The organism is Sphaerisporangium sp. TRM90804 (assembly GCF_029846175.1).
In the GTDB taxonomy this organism is placed as follows: domain Bacteria; phylum Actinomycetota; class Actinomycetes; order Streptosporangiales; family Streptosporangiaceae; genus Sphaerisporangium.
The window spans coordinates 386703-403637 of the sequence record NZ_JARWAC010000010.1 but is presented as its reverse complement, the minus strand read 5'-3'; the positions used below and the strand labels follow the sequence as shown (position 1 = coordinate 403637).

General features: G+C 72.9%; 9 protein-coding genes. 6 read left to right on the top strand and 3 right to left on the bottom strand.

Annotated features, from left to right (window positions below):
• Positions 1 to 85: 85 nt before the first annotated feature.
• The 4 genes from PYR91_RS14570 (at position 86) to PYR91_RS14555 (ending at position 6174) form a co-directional block, all read left to right on the top strand.
• Positions 86 to 1285 (top strand): thiolase family protein, encoded by a 1200-nt coding sequence (locus PYR91_RS14570; protein ID WP_279780313.1) that lies wholly within the window; start codon positions 86 to 88, stop codon positions 1283 to 1285.
• Entirely contained in the window at positions 1282 to 3381 is a 2100-nt protein-coding gene (locus PYR91_RS14565; RefSeq protein ID WP_279780312.1) for a 3-hydroxyacyl-CoA dehydrogenase NAD-binding domain-containing protein, read from the top strand. Before PYR91_RS14570 ends, PYR91_RS14565 begins: the two co-directional genes overlap by 4 nt.
• 75 nt (positions 3382 to 3456) lie before the next feature.
• A complete protein-coding gene (locus tag PYR91_RS14560; protein WP_279780311.1) occupies positions 3457 to 4287 on the top strand; it encodes a putative RNA methyltransferase in 831 nt (276 codons plus the stop codon).
• Between the two features lie 114 nt (positions 4288 to 4401).
• Positions 4402 to 6174, top strand: coding sequence for a prolyl oligopeptidase family serine peptidase (locus PYR91_RS14555; protein WP_279780310.1), 1773 nt, complete (start codon positions 4402 to 4404; stop codon positions 6172 to 6174).
• Positions 6175 to 6197: 23 nt separating this feature from the next.
• On the opposite strand, the gene PYR91_RS14550 is transcribed toward PYR91_RS14555, so the two are convergent.
• On the bottom strand, positions 6198 to 7547 hold the full coding sequence (locus PYR91_RS14550) for a SpoIIE family protein phosphatase (protein ID WP_279780309.1): 1350 nt from the start codon (positions 7545 to 7547) through the stop codon (positions 6198 to 6200).
• 328 nt (positions 7548 to 7875) lie between these two features.
• Between PYR91_RS14550 and PYR91_RS14545 the strand changes: the two genes are divergently transcribed.
• Positions 7876 to 12054 (top strand): HAMP domain-containing protein, encoded by a 4179-nt coding sequence (locus tag PYR91_RS14545; protein ID WP_279780308.1) that lies wholly within the window; start codon positions 7876 to 7878, stop codon positions 12052 to 12054.
• Positions 12054 to 12683, top strand: coding sequence for a response regulator (locus tag PYR91_RS14540; protein ID WP_279780307.1), 630 nt, complete (start codon positions 12054 to 12056; stop codon positions 12681 to 12683). The genes PYR91_RS14545 and PYR91_RS14540 overlap by 1 nt, the downstream gene beginning before the upstream one ends.
• Before the next feature lie 9 nt (positions 12684 to 12692).
• On the opposite strand, the gene PYR91_RS14535 is transcribed toward PYR91_RS14540, so the two are convergent.
• Complete coding sequence (locus PYR91_RS14535) at positions 12693 to 14411, bottom strand: HD domain-containing protein (RefSeq protein ID WP_279780306.1); 1719 nt, start codon at positions 14409 to 14411, stop codon at positions 12693 to 12695.
• A 54-nt stretch (positions 14412 to 14465) separates the two neighbouring features.
• Positions 14466 to 16874 (bottom strand): NYN domain-containing protein, encoded by a 2409-nt coding sequence (locus PYR91_RS14530; protein WP_279780304.1) that lies wholly within the window; start codon positions 16872 to 16874, stop codon positions 14466 to 14468.
• Between the last annotated feature and the right edge of the window lie 61 nt (positions 16875 to 16935).

The window sequence follows — 16935 nt, the reverse complement described above, 5'->3', positions numbered from 1 at the left end:
CACGACGACGACCCGGCGCGTGGCATCATGTTACTGATGAGTAGCCTATGTGGCAGGGAAGCCGCCAGGAATCGAGGAAGCAGCCGTGCCTTCGTCTCGTGACGTCGTGTTCGTCGACGGCGTGCGCACACCGTTCGGAAAGTCCGGGCCCAAGGGCCTGTACGCCGAGACGCGCGCCGACGACCTGGTCGTCCGTGTCATCCGCGAGCTCATGCGGCGCAACCCCGCGCTGCCGCCCGAGCGTGTCGACGAGGTCGCCATCGCGGCCACCACCCAGATCGGCGACCAGGGCCTGACCATCGGCCGCTCGGCCGCCGTGCTGGCCGGCCTGCCCAAGTCGGTGCCCGGCTACGCCATCGACCGCATGTGCGCCGGCGCGATGACGGCCGTCACCAACGTGGCGGGCGGCATCGCCTTCGGCGCCTACGACGTCGCCATCGCCGGCGGCGTGGAGCACATGGGCCGCCACCCGATGGGCGAGGGCGTCGACCCCAACCCCCGCTTCCTGTCCGAGAAGCTCGTGGACGGCTCCGCGCTGATCATGGGCATGACCGCCGAGAACCTGCACGACCGCTACCCGACGATCACCAAGGAGCGCGCCGACGCCTACGCCGTCGCCTCCCAGGAGAAGGTCGCCAAGGCGTACGCGAACAACAGGATCCAGCCCGACCTGGTGCCCACCGCCACCCGCAAGGCCGCCGAGGGCTGGGGCCTGGCCACCGAGGACGAGCCGCCCCGGCCCGGCACCACCCTCGAAGGGCTGGCGGCGCTGAAGACGCCGTTCCGCCCGCACGGCCGCGTCACCGCGGGCAACGCCGCCGGGCTCAACGACGGCGCCACCGGCTGCCTGGTCGCCGCCGCCGACGTCGCAGCGGAGCTGGGGCTCACGCCGAAGATGCGGCTGGTCTCCTACGCCTTCGCCGGCGTGGACCCCGAGGTCATGGGCGTGGGGCCGATCCCCTCCACCGAGCGCGCGCTGCGCCTGGCCGGGCTCTCCATCGACGACATCGGCCTGTTCGAGATCAACGAGGCGTTCGCCGTCCAGGTGCTCGCGTTCCTGGAGCACTTCGGCATCGCCGACGACGACACGCGGGTCAACCCGTACGGCGGCGCGATCGCGTTCGGCCACCCGCTCGCCTCCTCCGGCGTGCGGCTGATGACCCAGCTCGCCCGCGAGCTGGGCGAGCGGCCCGACGTGCGGTACGGCGTCACCACGATGTGCGTCGGCATGGGCATGGGCGGAACGGTCGTCTGGGAGAACCTCGCCTGGGAGGGCGCCAAGTGAGCGGCATCACCGAGATCTTCGACGACGAGGTCGTCACCCGCGCGCTCGTGCGCGACGTCCGGCTGCCGGGCGGGGCGGGCACGATGGCCCTGATCACGCTGGACAACGGCTTCGACCACACCAAGCCCAGCACCTTCGGCCCGCGCGGCCTGGCCGAGCTGGACAAGGCCCTGGACAGCGTAGCCGCGCGCACCGACCTGGCCGCGGTCGGCGTGACCGGCAAGCCGTTCATCTTCGCCGTCGGCGCCGACCTCAAGGGCGCGGGCCTGGTGCGCCGCCGCGAGCAGGCCGAGGAGCTCGGCCGGCTGGGGCACGAGGTGTTCCGCCGCCTCGGCGAGATGGAGGTGCCGTCCTTCGCGTTCGTCAACGGCGCCGTCATGGGCGGCGGCCTGGAGCTGGCGCTGCACTGCACCTACCGCACGATCTCCTCCGGCGTCCCGGCGGTCGCGCTGCCCGAGTGCTTCCTCGGCCTGGTGCCCGGCTGGGGCGGCACGCAGCTTTTGCCCCGGCTGATCGGCCCCGCGAACGCGCTGAAGCTGATCATCGAGAACCCGCTGGCGCAGAACCGGATGACCCGGGGCAAGGAGGCCTTCGAGCTCGGCGTCGCCGACGCGGTCTTCGAGCCGGCCGACTTCCTGGAGGAGTCCCTGCGCTGGGCCGCGCGCGTGCTCACCGGCGAGACCTCCGTGGCCCGCCCGCCGTTCACCCAGGACGCCTCGTCGTGGGACGCCGCGGTCGCCGCCGCCAAGAGCCTGGTCGACGGCAAGCTGCGCGGCGCCTCCCCCGCCCCGTACCGGGCGCTGGAGCTGGTGGAGCTGGCCCGCACTGCCGGCCGCGACGAGGGCTTCGAGGCCGAGACGCGGGTGCTGGCCGACCTGCTGATGGGCGACGAGCTGCGCGCCGGGCTCTACTCCTTCGACCTGGTGCAGCGGCGGGCCAAGCGGCCCGCCGGGGCGCCCGACCGGGCGCTGGCCCGCAAGGTGACCAAGGTGGGCGTGGTGGGGGCCGGTCTGATGGCCTCCCAGCTCGCGCTGCTGTTCGCCCGCCGCCTGGAGGTCCCGGTGGTGCTCACCGACCTCGATCAGGCGCGCGTCGACAAGGGCGTGGGCTACGTGCACGCCGAGGTCGGCAAGCTGCTGAGCCGGGGCAGGATCGGCCCCGACCAGGCCAACCGGCTGAAGGCCCTGGTGAGCGGGTCGACGGACAAGGCGGCGTTCGCCGGCGCCGACTTCGTCATCGAGGCGGTCTTCGAGGACCTGGCGGTGAAGAAGCAGGTCTTCGCCGAGGTGGAGGCCGTCGTCGGCCCCGAGTGCGTGCTGGCCACCAACACCTCCTCCCTCCCGGTCACCGCGATGGCGGCCGGGCTGCGGCACCCCGAGCGGGTGGTGGGCTTCCACTTCTTCAACCCGGTCGCGGTGCTCCCGCTGCTGGAGATCGTCAGGGGCGAGCGCACCGACGACGCGACGCTGGCCACGGCGTTCGCCGTCGGCAAGACGCTGAACAAGTCGAGCGTGCTGGTGAAGGACGCGCCCGCGTTCGTGGTAAACCGGCTGCTCATCCGCATGATGGGCGAGGTGCTCGGCGCCGTCGACGAGGGCACGCCGATCGAGACGGCCGAGCACGCCCTGGACGACCTGGGCCTGCCCATGTCGCCGTTCGCGCTGCTCCAGCTCGTCGGCCCGGCCGTCGCGCTGCACGTCTCCGAGACGCTGCACGAGGCCTTCCCCGACCGCTACCGCGTGTCGCAGAACCTGGCGACCCTGGTGAAGGCCGGCAAGCCGGGCGTGTACGCGCCGGACTTCACCGTCGACCCCGAGGCGCGGCAGATCTTCGAGGGGGCCGGCGCGGCCGGCACCGCGCTGAGCGGGCGGCAGGTCCGCGACCGCGCGCTGCGCGCGCTCGCCGAGGAGGCGCGGTTCATGCTCGACGAGGGCGTGGTCGCCGCGCCCGAGGACATCGACCTGTGCATGCTGCTCGGCGCCGGCTGGCCGTTCCACACCGGCGGCCTCACCCCGCTGCTGGACCGCACGGGGATCTCCGCCGAGGTCACCGGCCGTCCCTTCCTGTCCCCCGGCGTGGCCTCCGTCCCCGCCTGACGCTCCCGCGCCCGCCCGGGGGGCGGCCCCGCCTCGCCGGGCGGGGCCGTCCCCCGGGTCCGCGATGATGGAGGCATGCTGCGGGACGCCGTCGACCACCTCGCCTGCCCGGTCTGCCGGGGCGGCCTCGCCCTCGGCGACGACGCGGTGCGGTGCGCGCGGGGCCACTCCTTCGACGTAGCCCGGCAGGGCTACGTGAGCCTGCTCACCGGCTCGGCCGCGCCGGGCACCGCCGACACCGCGGCCATGGTCGAGGCGCGGGCCCGCTTCCTCGGCGCCGGGCACTTCGCCGCCGTGACCGCCGGCCTCCGCGAGCTGGCGTCCGCCCCCGGCGGGCCCAGGGTCGTGCTGGACGCCGGCGCGGGCACCGGCCACCACCTGGCCGCCACGCTGGGCGAGCGCGACGTGGGCATCGCCCTGGACGTCTCCAAGCACGCGCTGCGGCGCGCCGCGCGCGCCCATCCCCGCATCGGCGCGGTCGTGGCCGACGTGTGGCGGGAGCTTCCGGTCAAGGACGCCGTCGCCGACGTGCTGCTCAACGTCTTCGCCCCGCGCAACGGCCCCGAGTTCGCCCGCGTGCTGCGGCCCGGCGGCGTCCTGATCGTGGTCACGCCCACCCCGCGGCACCTGTCACCACTGGTGGAGCGGCTGGGGCTGCTGTCGGTGGACGAGGCGAAGGCCCGCCGCGTCGAGGAGGCGCTCGGCGCGCACTTCGCCGAGGCCGGCCACCAGGTGCGCGAGGCCGAGATGCGCCTGGACCACCGGGCCGTCGCCACCGTCGCCGGAATGGGCCCCAGCGCCTGGCACACCGATCCCGCCGCCCTGGCGGAAGAGATTACGCGGCTTCCAGACCCGATCGCCGTGAATCTGTCGTGCAGGATCTCTCTGTTCCGTAAGATCACCTAGAACCATGGAATAGGAATTTTCCCCGAGTTTGTAGGCCAACTTCCATTTACAAGCGACATACTTAACGGCAACCCGCCGATCCCGTCCCGGGAGAGCGTGAGGGAGGGCACGCCCATGAAGGCCGAGGAACGCTGGCAGGCCAGGTTCCGCGCGGCACGTATGACGTTGCCCATCTGGGCACGACTGGCTCCGGCCAGAGCCGTGTACCGATGCAACATCTCGGGCACCTGGGAGATCCACGCCTGGGACCGGTCCAACGGCTCCACCCGTCAGGTCACCAAGCGGCCACGTGGCACCTCCCACACCGCGATCGACCCGACCGGCCAGTGGATCTGGTGGTTCGCCGACACCTACGGCGACGAGTTCGGCGTCTGGATGCGCCAGGCGTTCACGGGCGGGCCCGAGATGCCCGCCCATCCCGACCTCGCCCCCGGTCACCCGACCGGCCTCGCGCTCTCGGCCGCCGGAACCGCCGCGGTCGGCAGGAGCAGCCGGCACGGCTTCCAGGTGCTGCACGCCCGCGTCGGCAGCGCCGACAAGCCGACGGTGATCTACGAGTCGCGCGAGTTCGCGCAGGTCGCCGGCATGTCGCTGGACGGCTCGCTGATCGCCGTGAGCCACAGCGAGCACGGCGACTCCCGCCACCCGGCGCTGCGCGTGATCAGGCCCGACGGCCGGGTCGTCGGCGACCTGCACGACGGGCCGGGCAAGGGCTTCTCCGGCGTCCGGTTCGCGCCCACCATGCTCGACCGGCGCATCCTGGCCCTGCACGAGCGGCGCGGCCGCCGCGAGCCGCTGGTCTGGGATCCGACGACGGGCGAGGAGCGCGAGATCTGGCTGCGCGTGCCCGGCGAGATCACCGCCGACTGGTACCACGACGGGCGCGCCGTGCTGATCGGCCACAACAACCGGGCGCGCACCGAGCTGTTCCGGTACGACCTGGGCGGCGGCGGCCTCACGCTGATCCAGACGCCGCACGGCGTCATCCACGACGCCATGCCGCGCCCGGACGGCGCGGTGGAGTACTCCTGGTCCAGCGCGGCGCACCCTCCGGTGGTCAGATCCAGCGAGGGCCACGTGGTGATGAACCAGTCGGGGCCCTCCGCGCCGCCGTCGGTGCCCCTGGAGGACGTCCACGTCGAGGGCCCGGGCGGGCGCGTCCACGCCCTGGTCTCCCGGCCCGAGCACGGGTCGGCGCCGTTCCCGACGATCTTCCTGCTGCACGGCGGCCCGGCCGCCCAGGACGACGACTCGTTCATGCCGAACGTCGCGGCCTGGGTCGACGCCGGTTTCGCCGTCGTCCGCGTCAACTACCGGGGCTCGACCGGGTACGGCTCGGCGTGGCGGGACGCCCTGCGCGGCGAGGTGGGCCACATCGAGCTGTCCGACGTGTCGGCCGTGCGCGACTGGGCGGTGGGCCAGGGCATGGCCGACCCCGAGCGGCTCGTGCTCGGCGGCGCGTCCTGGGGCGGCTACCTGACCCTGCTCGCGCTCGGCACCCAGCCGAAGTCGTGGTCCGCCGGCATCGCCGCCGTGCCGATCGCCGACCACGCCGCCACCTACCGCGACGAGACCGAGGGCCTGCGCGCCTACCACCGCGCGCTGTTCGGCGGCTCGCCGCAGGAGGTGCCCGAGCTGTACGCGGCGTCCTCGCCGATCACCTACATGGACGCGCTCCAGGCCCCGCTGCTCGTGCTGGCAGGCGAGAACGACCCGCGCTCGCCGATCGCCCAGATCGAGAAGTACCTGGAGAAGCTGAGCGAGCGCCGGCACGAGTTCGAGGTCTACCGCTACAAGGCGGGCCACGGCACCCTGGTGGTCGAGGAGCGCATCCGGCAGATGGCCGCGCAGCTCGACTTCGCGCGCAGGCACGTCGGCCTGGCCTGACGGCCGCGGCGCCTAGGGGCGGCTCAGGGCTGTTCGGCCCGGAGCACCAGGATGGCGAGGTCGTCGGCGCTGGGCTCGACCGCGAAGTCCTGCACGGCGCGGTGGATGCGCTCGGCCACCGCCCGCGCCGAGAGCTCGGCGCACTCGGCCAGCAGCTTGGCCAGGCCGCCGTCGTCGTCGAGCAGCCGCGCGCCCGACCGGCGCTCGGTGACGCCGTCGGTCACGCCCAGCAGGACGTCGCCCGGGGCCAGGTGGACCCGCTCCGCGACGAACTCGGCCTCGGGGAAGACCCCGAGCAGCGACTGGGAGGTCACCACGGCCTCCACCACGCCGCTCGGGCGAAGCCGCAGCGCCTCGGGGTGGCCGGCGGAGATCAGCGACAGGTCGAGGCCGTCGCCGGTGCGGACGATCTCGCCGTGCAGAAGGGTCAGGAACCTGGCGCGGTCGCCCTCCTCGAGGATCGCCTGGTTGAGGCGCGAGAGCACCGCCCCCACCTCGTACCCCTCGCGGGCCAGCAGCCTGATCGTGTGGCGCGCCAGGCCGGTCACCGCGGCGGCCTCGGGGCCGGTGCCGCAGACGTCGCCGATCGCGAAGCGCCAGGTGCTCTCGCCGGTGGCGAAGAGGTCGTAGAAGTCGCCGCCGACCTCGTTGTTCTCGCCCGCCGGCTCGTACACCACCGAGTAGTCGAGGCCGGGTGTCACCGCGGGCGTGCCCGGCGGCAGGAGGCTGCGCTGCAGGGCGCGGTTGGCGTCGGCCTGCTGGGCGTACAGCCGGGCGTTGTCCATCGCCAGCGCGGCCCGCCGCCCGAGGTCCTCGGCGAGCTGGGCGACGTCGTCGGGGAAGCGGCCGGCGCGGCCCAGGCACATGACGCCGAGGCTGCGGCCCCGGGCGACGAGCGGGAAGGCCAGCGACTGCCACTCGGGGAGCTGGAGCGGCAGGGGCCTGAGGTTCTCGGGCGAGGGGATGGCCGCCTCGTCGAGCTGCTCACGCAGAGTGTCGATCTTCGACTCGTCGGCGTGCCAGAGGTAGGCCAGCTCCTGCTGGCCGTCGCCGGAGTCGGCGGTGTAGACGGCGCACCAGGTGGCCAGCCGGGGCACCACGATCTGCGCGATCAGCGCGGGCACCATGTCGGGGTCGAGGGTGCCGGCCAGCAGGTCGCTGGCGTCGGCGAGGAAGCCGAGCCACCCGGCGCCCTGGGAGGTGCGCTCGCCCGTCCAGTCGCCGACCGGGGCCCGGACGCCGCCGGGCAGGTCGAGGCGGGCCCAGCGGGTGCTGAGCGGGCCGGCGAAGCTGAGGCCCCAGACGGCCACCGGGGTCGAGGGGGGAGCCGTGACGGTCTCCTCCTTCTCCTTCTGCCGGACCTCGATCTGCACCGAATCCCCTTGATGCACCCATACAATCTCAAATGGGACATCGCCAACTTCAGAGACGAACTCCCCCGTCAGTCGCTCAGCCTCCGTGCTGACCGAAGCGGCGGCCCACGCGGTCAGAACCTCGCGCGTGAAGCGCTGGGCAGCGGGTAGGGCCGTCCTGCCGGGCGCGAAAGAAGCGGCCAGCACACCCCGGGAAGAACTTGTCATTACACCGTGCTTACCACAGATGGCTGTCACATGCGGTCATTCGACCAGGCGACCGCATCGCGTCCTTCATGCCAGACTGGCAGTACTCCATGTCCCGCCCGAACAGCGTGAAGGAGGCTTCATGAAGGGTACCCCGACCATGGGGGCCGGTTCGGAGCGGTCGTACACCGAATCCGATCTGCGCCCGTTGCTGGAGACGCTCGTCGCTTGGCGTGACGGCGACTTCCGCCAGCGCGTGCCCTTCGCGCCCCCCGGCATCATGAGCGAGGTACGCCTCATCATCAACGAGGTGGCCGACCGCCGAGAGCACCTGGCGAACGAGCTGATCCGCGTGTCACGCGAGGTCGTCGAGGAGGGCCACTTCGGCGCCCGCCTCACCCCCGGCCCCGGCGTGGGCTCGTGGGCCCAGAGCGTGCACAAGGTCAACGAGCTGATCGACGCCCTGGTGGGCCCGATGAGCAGGGCGGCCGACGTGCTCGACGCCGTCGCCCAGGGCGACCTGTCCCGCCGCATCGACATGGACCCCGGCGCGCGCGGCGAGGTCCGCCGGCTCGGCAAGGCCATCAACGGCATGGTCGACCAGCTCGCGCTGTTCAGCTCCGAGGTCACCCGCGTCGCCCGCGAGGTCGGCTCGGAGGGCCAGCTCGGCGGCCGGGCCAACGTGCGCGGCATGTACGGAAGCTGGCGCGACCTCACCGAGGCCGTGAACACCATGTCCAGCCGGGTCTCCGCGCAGGTGCGCGACATCGCCGTCGTCACCACGGCCGTGGCGCGCGGCGACCTCAGCCGCAAGGTCACCGTCGACGCCGTCGGCGAGATGCACGAGCTCAAGAACACCGTCAACACCATGGTCGACCAGCTCTCGGCCTTCGCCGAGGAGGTCACCCGCGTCGCCCGCGAGGTCGGCACGGAGGGCGAGCTGGGCGGGCAGGCCCGGGTGCGCGGCGTGTCGGGCGTCTGGAAGGACCTCACCGACAACGTCAACGTCATGGCGAGCAACCTCACGAGCCAGGTGCGCAGCATCGCCACCGTGGCCACGGCCGTCGCCCAGGGCGACCTCTCCAAGAAGATCACCGCGGACGCGCAGGGGGAGATCCTCCAGCTCAAGGAGACCCTCAACACGATGGTCGACCAGCTCTCGCTGTTCGCCGACGAGGTCACCCGCGTGGCCCGCGAGGTCGGCACCGAGGGCCAGCTCGGCGGGCGCGCCGAGGTGAAGGGCGTGTCGGGCGTCTGGAAGGACCTCACCGACAACGTCAACTCCATGGCGAACAACCTCACTTACCAGGTGCGCAACATCGCCCAGGTCACCAAGGCCGTGGCCGGCGGCGACCTCTCCAAGAAGATCGACGTCGACGCCCAGGGCGAGATCCTGGAGCTGAAGTCGACGATCAACACGATGGTCGACCAGCTCTCGCTGGTGGCCTCGGAGGTCAGCCGGGTGGCCCGCGAGGTGGGGTCGGAGGGCCAGCTCGGCGGCCAGGCGCAGGTGCACGGCGTGTCGGGCGTCTGGAAGGACCTCACCGACAACGTCAACTTCATGGCCAACAACCTCACCTCGCAGGTGCGGCAGATCGCGGCCGTCTCCACCGCCGTCGTGCAGGGCAACCTCTCCAAGAAGATCACCGTCGACGCCCAGGGCGAGATCCTGCAGCTCAAGGACACGGTGAACACCATGGTCGACCAGCTCTCGCTGTTCGCCGACGAGGTCACCCGCGTCGCGCGCGAGGTCGGCACCATGGGCCAGCTCGGCGGCCAGGCGCGCGTGCGCGGCGTGTCGGGCGTCTGGAAGGACCTCACCGACAACGTCAACTCCATGGCGACCAACCTCACCTACCAGGTGCGCAACATCGGCGAGGTCACCACCGCGGTCGCGCGCGGCGACCTCTCCAAGAAGATCGACGTCGACGCCCAGGGCGAGATCCTGGTGCTCAAGACCACGATCAACAAGATGGTCGACCAGCTCTCCTCGTTCGCCTCCGAGGTCACCCGCGTGGCCCGCGAGGTCGCCTCCGAGGGCCAGCTCGGCGGCCAGGCGCGGGTCGAGGGCGTCGAGGGCACCTGGAAGCAGCTCACCGAGAGCGTGAACGAGCTGGCCGGCAACCTCACCACGCAGGTCCGCGCCATCGCCGAGGTCACCAGCGCCGTCGCGCGCGGCGACCTCACCCGCTCGATCAGCGTGCAGGCGCAGGGTGAGCTGGCCGACCTGAAGGACAACATCAACACGATGGTGTCCAACCTGGTCGACACCACCAAGGCCAACCAGGAACAAGACTGGCTGAAGAGCAACCTGGCCCGTGTGTCGCGGCTGATGCAGGGCCACCGCGACCTCATGGAGGTCGCCAAGCTCATCATGAGCGAGCTGACCCCGCTGGTGTCCGCCCGGCACGGCGCCTTCTACATGGTGCCCAGCCCCTACGACAACCAGCTGCGGCTCATCGCCGGTTACGGCCTGCGGCCAGGGTCCAGCACCCGCGAGGTCTTCGGCTTCGGCGAGGGCATCGTCGGCCAGGCCGCCATCGAGGGCCGGCCGATCGTGCTCGACGAGGTGCCCTCCGAGTACATCACCATCGACTCCGGCCTCAGCCGCTCCACCCCGGCCCAGATCGTGGTGCTCCCGGTGCTGTTCCAGGACCAGGTGCTCGGCGTGCTGGAGCTGGCGTCGTTCGCCCGGTTCAGCGAGGCCCACCTGGCCTTCCTGAACCAGCTCGTCGAGACCATCGGGGTCACGATGAACACGATCATCGCCAACTCCCGAACCGAGGGCCTGCTCACCGAGTCGCAGCGGCTCACCACCGAGCTGCGCGAGCGCTCCGACGAACTGCAGCGCCAGCAGGAGGAGCTGCGCCGGTCCAACGCCGAGCTGGAGGACAAGGCCGCGCTGCTGGCCAAGCAGAACCGCGCCATCGAGATCCAGAACTTCCAGATCGAGCAGGCCCGCCGCACGCTGGAGGAGCGCGCCGAGCAGCTCGCGGTCTCCTCGCGGTACAAGACCGAGTTCCTGGCCAACATGTCACACGAGCTGCGCACCCCGCTCAACAGCCTGCTGGTGCTGGCCAAGCTGCTCACCGAGAACAGCGACGGCAACCTCACCGGGCAGCAGGTCGAGTTCGCCCGCACCATCCACGGCGCCGGGTCGGCGCTGCTCCAGCTCATCAACGACATCCTCGACCTGTCCAAGGTCGAGGCCGGCCGCATGGACGTCCACCCGCAGCAGCTCTCGATGCCCAAGCTGGTCGAGTACGTCGAGGCCACCTTCACGCCGCTCGCGCAGGACAAGGGCCTGTCGTTCAGCGTCGAGGTCGACCCCTCGGTGCCCGAGGAGCTGCTCACCGACGAGCAGCGCCTGCAGCAGGTGCTGCGCAACCTGCTGTCCAACGCGGTGAAGTTCACCCCCAAGGGCGAGGTCCGGCTGGTCGTCTCGCGCGCCGAGGGCGGCGTGCCCTACATCGACCAGGCCCTCCAGGACAGCGACGACATCCTGTCGTTCTCGGTGGTGGACACCGGCATCGGCATCGCGCCCGACAAGCTTGAGGTGATCTTCGAGGCGTTCCGCCAGGCCGACGGCACGACCAGCCGCAAGTACGGCGGCACGGGTCTCGGCCTGTCGATCTGCCGCGACATCGCCCGCCTGCTCGGCGGCGAGATCCACGCCACCAGCGAGCCCGGCCGGGGCAGCACCTTCACGCTGCACCTGCCGATCAGCTACGCCGGGCCGCTCGTGGGCGGCGCGATCGCGACCGCGCCCCCGCGCGAGAGCCGCGCGGAGGTCATGCGGCTGGAGGCCTCCGACCTGCCGTCCGAGACCGCCCACCTGAACGAGGCCCTGCGGGTCCCCCAGCTGTCGATGGGCACCGAGGCGCCCACATGGCAGGGCGACGACCCGCTCAACGGTGCGAAGATCCTCATCGTGGACGACGACATCCGCAACGTGTTCGCGCTGACCAGCGTGCTCGAACGCCACGGCACCACCGTGGTGTACGCCGAGAACGGCCGCGAGGGCATCGAGCAGCTTGAGCGCAACGAGGACGTCGCGCTCGTGCTCATGGACATCATGATGCCCGAGATGGACGGCTGGGCCACCACCTCGGCGATCCGCCGGATGCCGCAGTTCACCGACCTGCCGATCATCGCGCTCACCGCCAAGGTCATGCGCGGCGACCGCGAGAAGAGCATCTCCTCGGGGGCGTCCGACTACGTGCCCAAGCCCGTGGACGTCGACCGGCTGCTCGAACGCCTCCGCGGCTGGCTGACGCGCGGCAAGGGCGCACCCGGCGACGTCAAGGAAGGACGGGGTTGATGCCCGACCGCGCGAAGATCCTCCTGGTCGACGACCGCGAGGAGAACCTGATCGCCCTGGAGGCCATCCTCAGCTCGCTGGACGTGGTGGCGATCCGGGCCAGGTCGGGCGAGGAGGCCCTCAAGGCGCTGCTCAGCATCGACTTCGCGCTGATCCTGCTCGACGTCCGCATGCCGGGCATGGACGGCTTCGAGACCGCCGCGCACATCAAGCGGCGCGAGCGCACCCGCAACATCCCGATCATCTTCCTGACCGTCGTCGACAGCGCCCCCGACTACGCCTTCCGCGGCTACGCCGCCGGCGCCGTCGACTACCTCACCAAGCCCTTCGACCCCTGGGTGCTGCGCGCCAAGGTGTCGGTGTTCGTCGAGCTCTACAACATGAACCGCCGCCTGACCGAGCAGGCGTCCCTGCTGCGCGAGCGGCTCGGCGTCGAGCTTCCCGACGGCGTCGGCGGCGCCGAGGTGCTGCCCGAGCTCTCCCGGCGGCTGAGGGCCGTCGAGGACGAGCTGGGGCGCATGGGCGAGCTGGTCGGCAAGGGAAACGGCAGCGTCACGCTGGCCGGGCCGCTGCGCGAGCTGTCGGAGCGGGTGCTGCACCTGCGCGCGGGCTTCGACGCCCTCTCGTAGCCCCCGGGCTCAGGCGTTCTCGGCGGTGATGGCGGCCACCAGGCCGGCGAGGTCGACGGTGCCCTTGCCCACGGCGGCGTAGAGGTCGTCGAGGTCGGTGAAGCCCATGTGCTCGGCGACGCTGCCGGAGATGCCGCGCGACTCGAGGTCGAGCAGGTCGACTCCGGCGGCGGCGGCGACGGCCTCGGCGACCATGCGGCGGCCCTGGGCCGCGGCGTCGCCCGCGCGCTGGGCGGCCAGGTGGCGGCGGATCTGCAGGCGGGCGGTGGGGGTGACGACCGCCGCCAGCCCGTCGGCGGAGGGGCGGGCGGTCTCGGCGGTGAGGATCTGCACGACGGCGCCGTTGTCGACCGGCGCGTGCAGGGGGACGAGCCTGCCGTTGACCATGGAGCCGATGGCGTGGTCGCCGATCTGCGGGCCCAGGGCGTAGGCGAAGTCCAGCGAGGTGGCGCCGGGCGGCAGGAGGATGACCTCGCCGTCGGTGGTGAAGGCGGCGACGCCCTCGGGGCGCAGGTCGCCGCGCAGCGACTCCAGGAAGTCGGCGGACGTCGCGTCGTTCTGCCAGGCCAGCAGGCGGCGCAGCCATTCGAGGTCGATGCGGCCCTCGAAGCCGTCGCGCCGCCCGTGCGCCACGTCGTGGATGTGCGCCGCCAGGCCGCGCTCGGCCATGCGGTGCATGTGCCGGGTGCGGATGATGACGTCCATGACCTTGCCGCCCTCGGCGATCACCCGGGTGTGCAGCGCCCGGTACAGGTTGAAGCGCGGCAGCGAGATGAAGTCCTTCAGCCGGCCTGGGACCGGCTTCATGATCGCGTGCACGGAGCCGAGCGCGATGTAGCAGTCGCGGTCCTCCCCGTCGATCAGCACCATGAGGCGGAACAGGTCGGCCGGCTGCAGGGTGTCGAGGCGGTCGCCGACGTCCAGGTGGACCGCCCACAGGTGGCGGCGGTGCAGCACCACCTCGCCGGACAGCCGCTGCTCCACCAGGGCCTCCCGCAGGCGGACGACCACCGGCTCCAGCAGCGCCCGCGCCTCGGCCTCGTGCGCGGCGAGCGCGACCTCGGTGGCGGCGTGCGCCTCCGGGCGCAGCACCGAGAAGCACAGATCGTCCATCTCGCGCTTGAGCTCGTACATGCCGAGCCGCTCGGCGAACGGGATCAGCAGCTCCTGCGACTGGCGGGCGATGCGCCGCTGCTTGTGCGGCGGCTGGAAGCCGAGCGTGCGGAGGTTGTGCAGGCGGTCGGCCAGCTTGATCAGCAGCACGCGGAGGTCGGCGGCGGCGGCGAGCACCATCTTGCGGAAGGTCTCGGCCTCGGCCCGCTCCCCCCACTTGGACCCGTCGAGCTTGGTCACGCCGTCGACCAGCAGCGCGATCTCGTCGCCGAAGTCGGCCCGCAGCTCGCCGATGGTGTAGTCGGTGTCCTCGACGGTGTCGTGCAGGAGCGCGGCCTGGAGCGTCGCGGTGTCCATGCCCAGCTCGGCCAGGATCAGCGTCACCGCCAGGGGGTGGGTGATGTAGGGCTCGCCCGACTTGCGGGACTGCCCGCGGTGGGCCCGCTCGGCGGCCTCGTACGCGCGCCGCACGGGGCCCGTGCGGGCCTTGGGGTAGCCGGCGCGGTGGGCGCGCAACACCGGGCCGAGCCCGGCCGTGCCGCTGGACCATCCGGCGGTCGGCCCGACGTCCCACAAAGGGCGGTCGTATGAACCCGGGAGCCGCTCGTCACCCATCGTCTCCCCCCTCAGGACGGGAGCCAGGCCGCGCACACGCGCGTCACCTCAACGTTAGCGCCGGGCGCGTTCCAAAGCGTCCCAGAAACCGCGCCGCAACGCGTGGCGCACCTCATCGTGCAGCAGGAAGTCGATGGGCAGGGAGGACCCCTGCAGCAGCCGGGCCTCCAGGTCGGACGGCATGCGCGGCTTGCGGGCGAGCACGGCCTCCAGCCAGAGCGCCGGGGCGTCCCTGGCTACCGACTCGCCGAAGTCGTGACCCTCCTTGTGCGCCGCCTTCACGGCGTCGGCCAGGGTCGTGGTGCCCGGCGAGCCGGTGAGCGGCACCGGAGCGGGCTGAGGGCCGGTGTAGGGCCCGAGCTGCGACGGCGGGTACGGCGAGGGGGAGGTTCCGGAGTCGAGGTTGTACTGGCCGGGCACGGCCGGGAGCTGCGGGGGCACGGGCGCCGCCATGGGCCCGGTCGGCGGGGACTGCCGGGACGGCTGCCCGCCGTAGGAGGGCCGTTGGTCCGCGGAGTAGCCCGAGTAGGCCGGCGGCAGCGCGGGGGGCGTGGCGCGCGGCGGGCTCGACGGCGGGGAGGACGGCGCGTCGGAGTAACCGGTCGCGTGGGCTCCTGAGCCGATGCCCCGGGAGCCGGAGTCACGGTTGTCGGAGTCGCGGGAACCGGGGGCGCGCGGGCCGGAGTCGCGGGAGACGCCGGTACCGGAGTCGCGGGAGCCGCCGCCGTGGGCGCCGGAGCCGCGGGAACCCGAGCCGTGCGAGGCCTGGCCGCGGGAGTCGTAGTCGGAGCCGCGCGAGGCGGAGTCGTAGCCGCCGGACCCGCCGCGGGAGCCGGAGTCGTAGCCGCGGGAGCCGGACTCATGCGCGCCCGAGCCGCGCTCGGACGGGCCGGACCCGCGCGAGCCGAGGCCGCGCGACCCCGGGTCGGAGGAGGAGCCGTGCGCCCCGCCGCCGGCGTGCGCGCCGCCGCCCTGGACCGGCAGCCCGTGGGCGGGGCCGAGCGACGTGGCCCCGAGGGAGCTGGCCCCCAGGGAGCTGGAGCCGAGCGGGCTCGGGCCGAGGGAGTACTCCGGGGGGGCCGGAGCGGACGGGGGGGTGTCCTGCGGGCGGGAGTCGTACTGGCCGGAGGGCGCGGCGCCCGGCCGGGAGGAGTCGGACCCGTGGGCGCCCGGCCGGGAGGACGCCTGCTCGGGCGGGTTGTGCGACCCGGGCTGCGTCCCGTGGGAGCCGGAACCGAGCGGCCCGGAGCCGGAGATGCGGCCGAAAAAGCCGGTTTCGGGGGAATCGGACCCCGGGCCGGCGGAAGCGGGGGCGGCGGAGCCGGAGTCGGGCGGGGCCGCCCCGAGCGGCCCGGAGCTCAGGGGCCCGGAGCTGGAGGACAGCGGCCCCGACCCGTGCGAGCCGGAGGCCCGCGACCCGGAGCCGGGCGAGCCGCCCCCCTGCGAGCCCGAGGGCCCCGGCTGCGCCGGTCCTGCGGGACCGCCGGGTGAGGAGGACAGGGAGCCCGAACCGGGGCCGAGCGCGCTCGGGCGTAAGTCGAGGGCGCCGGCCTGACCGGCTCCGGACGAGCCCGGGGAGGAGGACGCGGGCGAGCCGGCGCCCGAGCCGTGCGCGCCCGAGCCGTAGGCCCCGGAGGAGCCCAGCGGTGCGGCGCCGTACCCGCCGGAAGCCGGCGAGCCGGGCCCGGGGGCGCCGGAAGCCGGGCCGAGCGCGGCCGAACCATACGAACCGGGGCCGCTCGCGCCCGGCCCGGCCGGGTCGCCGGAGCCGCGCGAGGGTGCCTCGTGCGAACCGCCGCCGGAGGAGCCGTGCGAACCCTGGGCGGACGCCGGGGCGCCGGAGGAGGGCTGGCGCCCGTTGCCGAGCGGCTGGGTGCGCTCGCGGGCGTGGCCGTTGCCCGACGAGGACCCGCCGATGGTGATGTTCCCGGTCACGAGGTTGACGTAGGGCCTCAGGTGGCCGCTGCCGATCTCGATGAGGTCGTCGCACTCCTGCTGGAGCGTGCGGGAGACGGCCCACCCGCCCTCGGCCGTGATGTGGACGACCGTGACCCGGATGCCGAGATCCTGCGCGTCGCTGACGACCTGCGCGAGGTCTTCGTCGCCGCTGACCACCACGGCGTCGCAGATGGCGTTGTTACGTGCCAGCGTCATGAGGTCACGGTGGACCTGCGCGTCCACGCCCTCCCGGCGCCCGGGCCGGATGCGGGCGAGGCGCAGCTTGAGGCCCGGGATGTCGGCCAGCGCGTCGTGCTCGGGGGTGCGCCTGCCCTCGACGGTCGCCTCGTACCAGTAGCAGCGCAGTTGGGGAAGGCCGGTGCGGTCGCGGGCGAGCGTGGACAGTAGCTGCAGCAGACCGGGGTAGTCCCACGCGACGGCCTCACGGTGGCGGGTACCGTGCACCGCCATCGCGCCGTCCGCCAGAAGATAGCCGGCGTCCACGAACAGCGCGCAGCGATCCACGCGACACCGCCCTTTCTCCATGGCCCTGGCCCGGTGACAGCCGAAGCCCGGCCCTATCTCA

Coding starts and splice junctions, on each gene's coding strand:
- PYR91_RS14535 (WP_279780306.1), bottom strand. CDS start 14,411: ATGGGTGACGAGCGGCTCCCGGGTTCATACGACCGCCCTTTGTGGGAC.
- PYR91_RS14560 (WP_279780311.1), top strand. CDS start 3,457: ATGCTGCGGGACGCCGTCGACCACCTCGCCTGCCCGGTCTGCCGGGGC.
- PYR91_RS14545 (WP_279780308.1), top strand. CDS start 7,876: ATGAAGGGTACCCCGACCATGGGGGCCGGTTCGGAGCGGTCGTACACC.
- PYR91_RS14555 (WP_279780310.1), top strand. CDS start 4,402: ATGAAGGCCGAGGAACGCTGGCAGGCCAGGTTCCGCGCGGCACGTATG.
- PYR91_RS14540 (WP_279780307.1), top strand. CDS start 12,054: ATGCCCGACCGCGCGAAGATCCTCCTGGTCGACGACCGCGAGGAGAAC.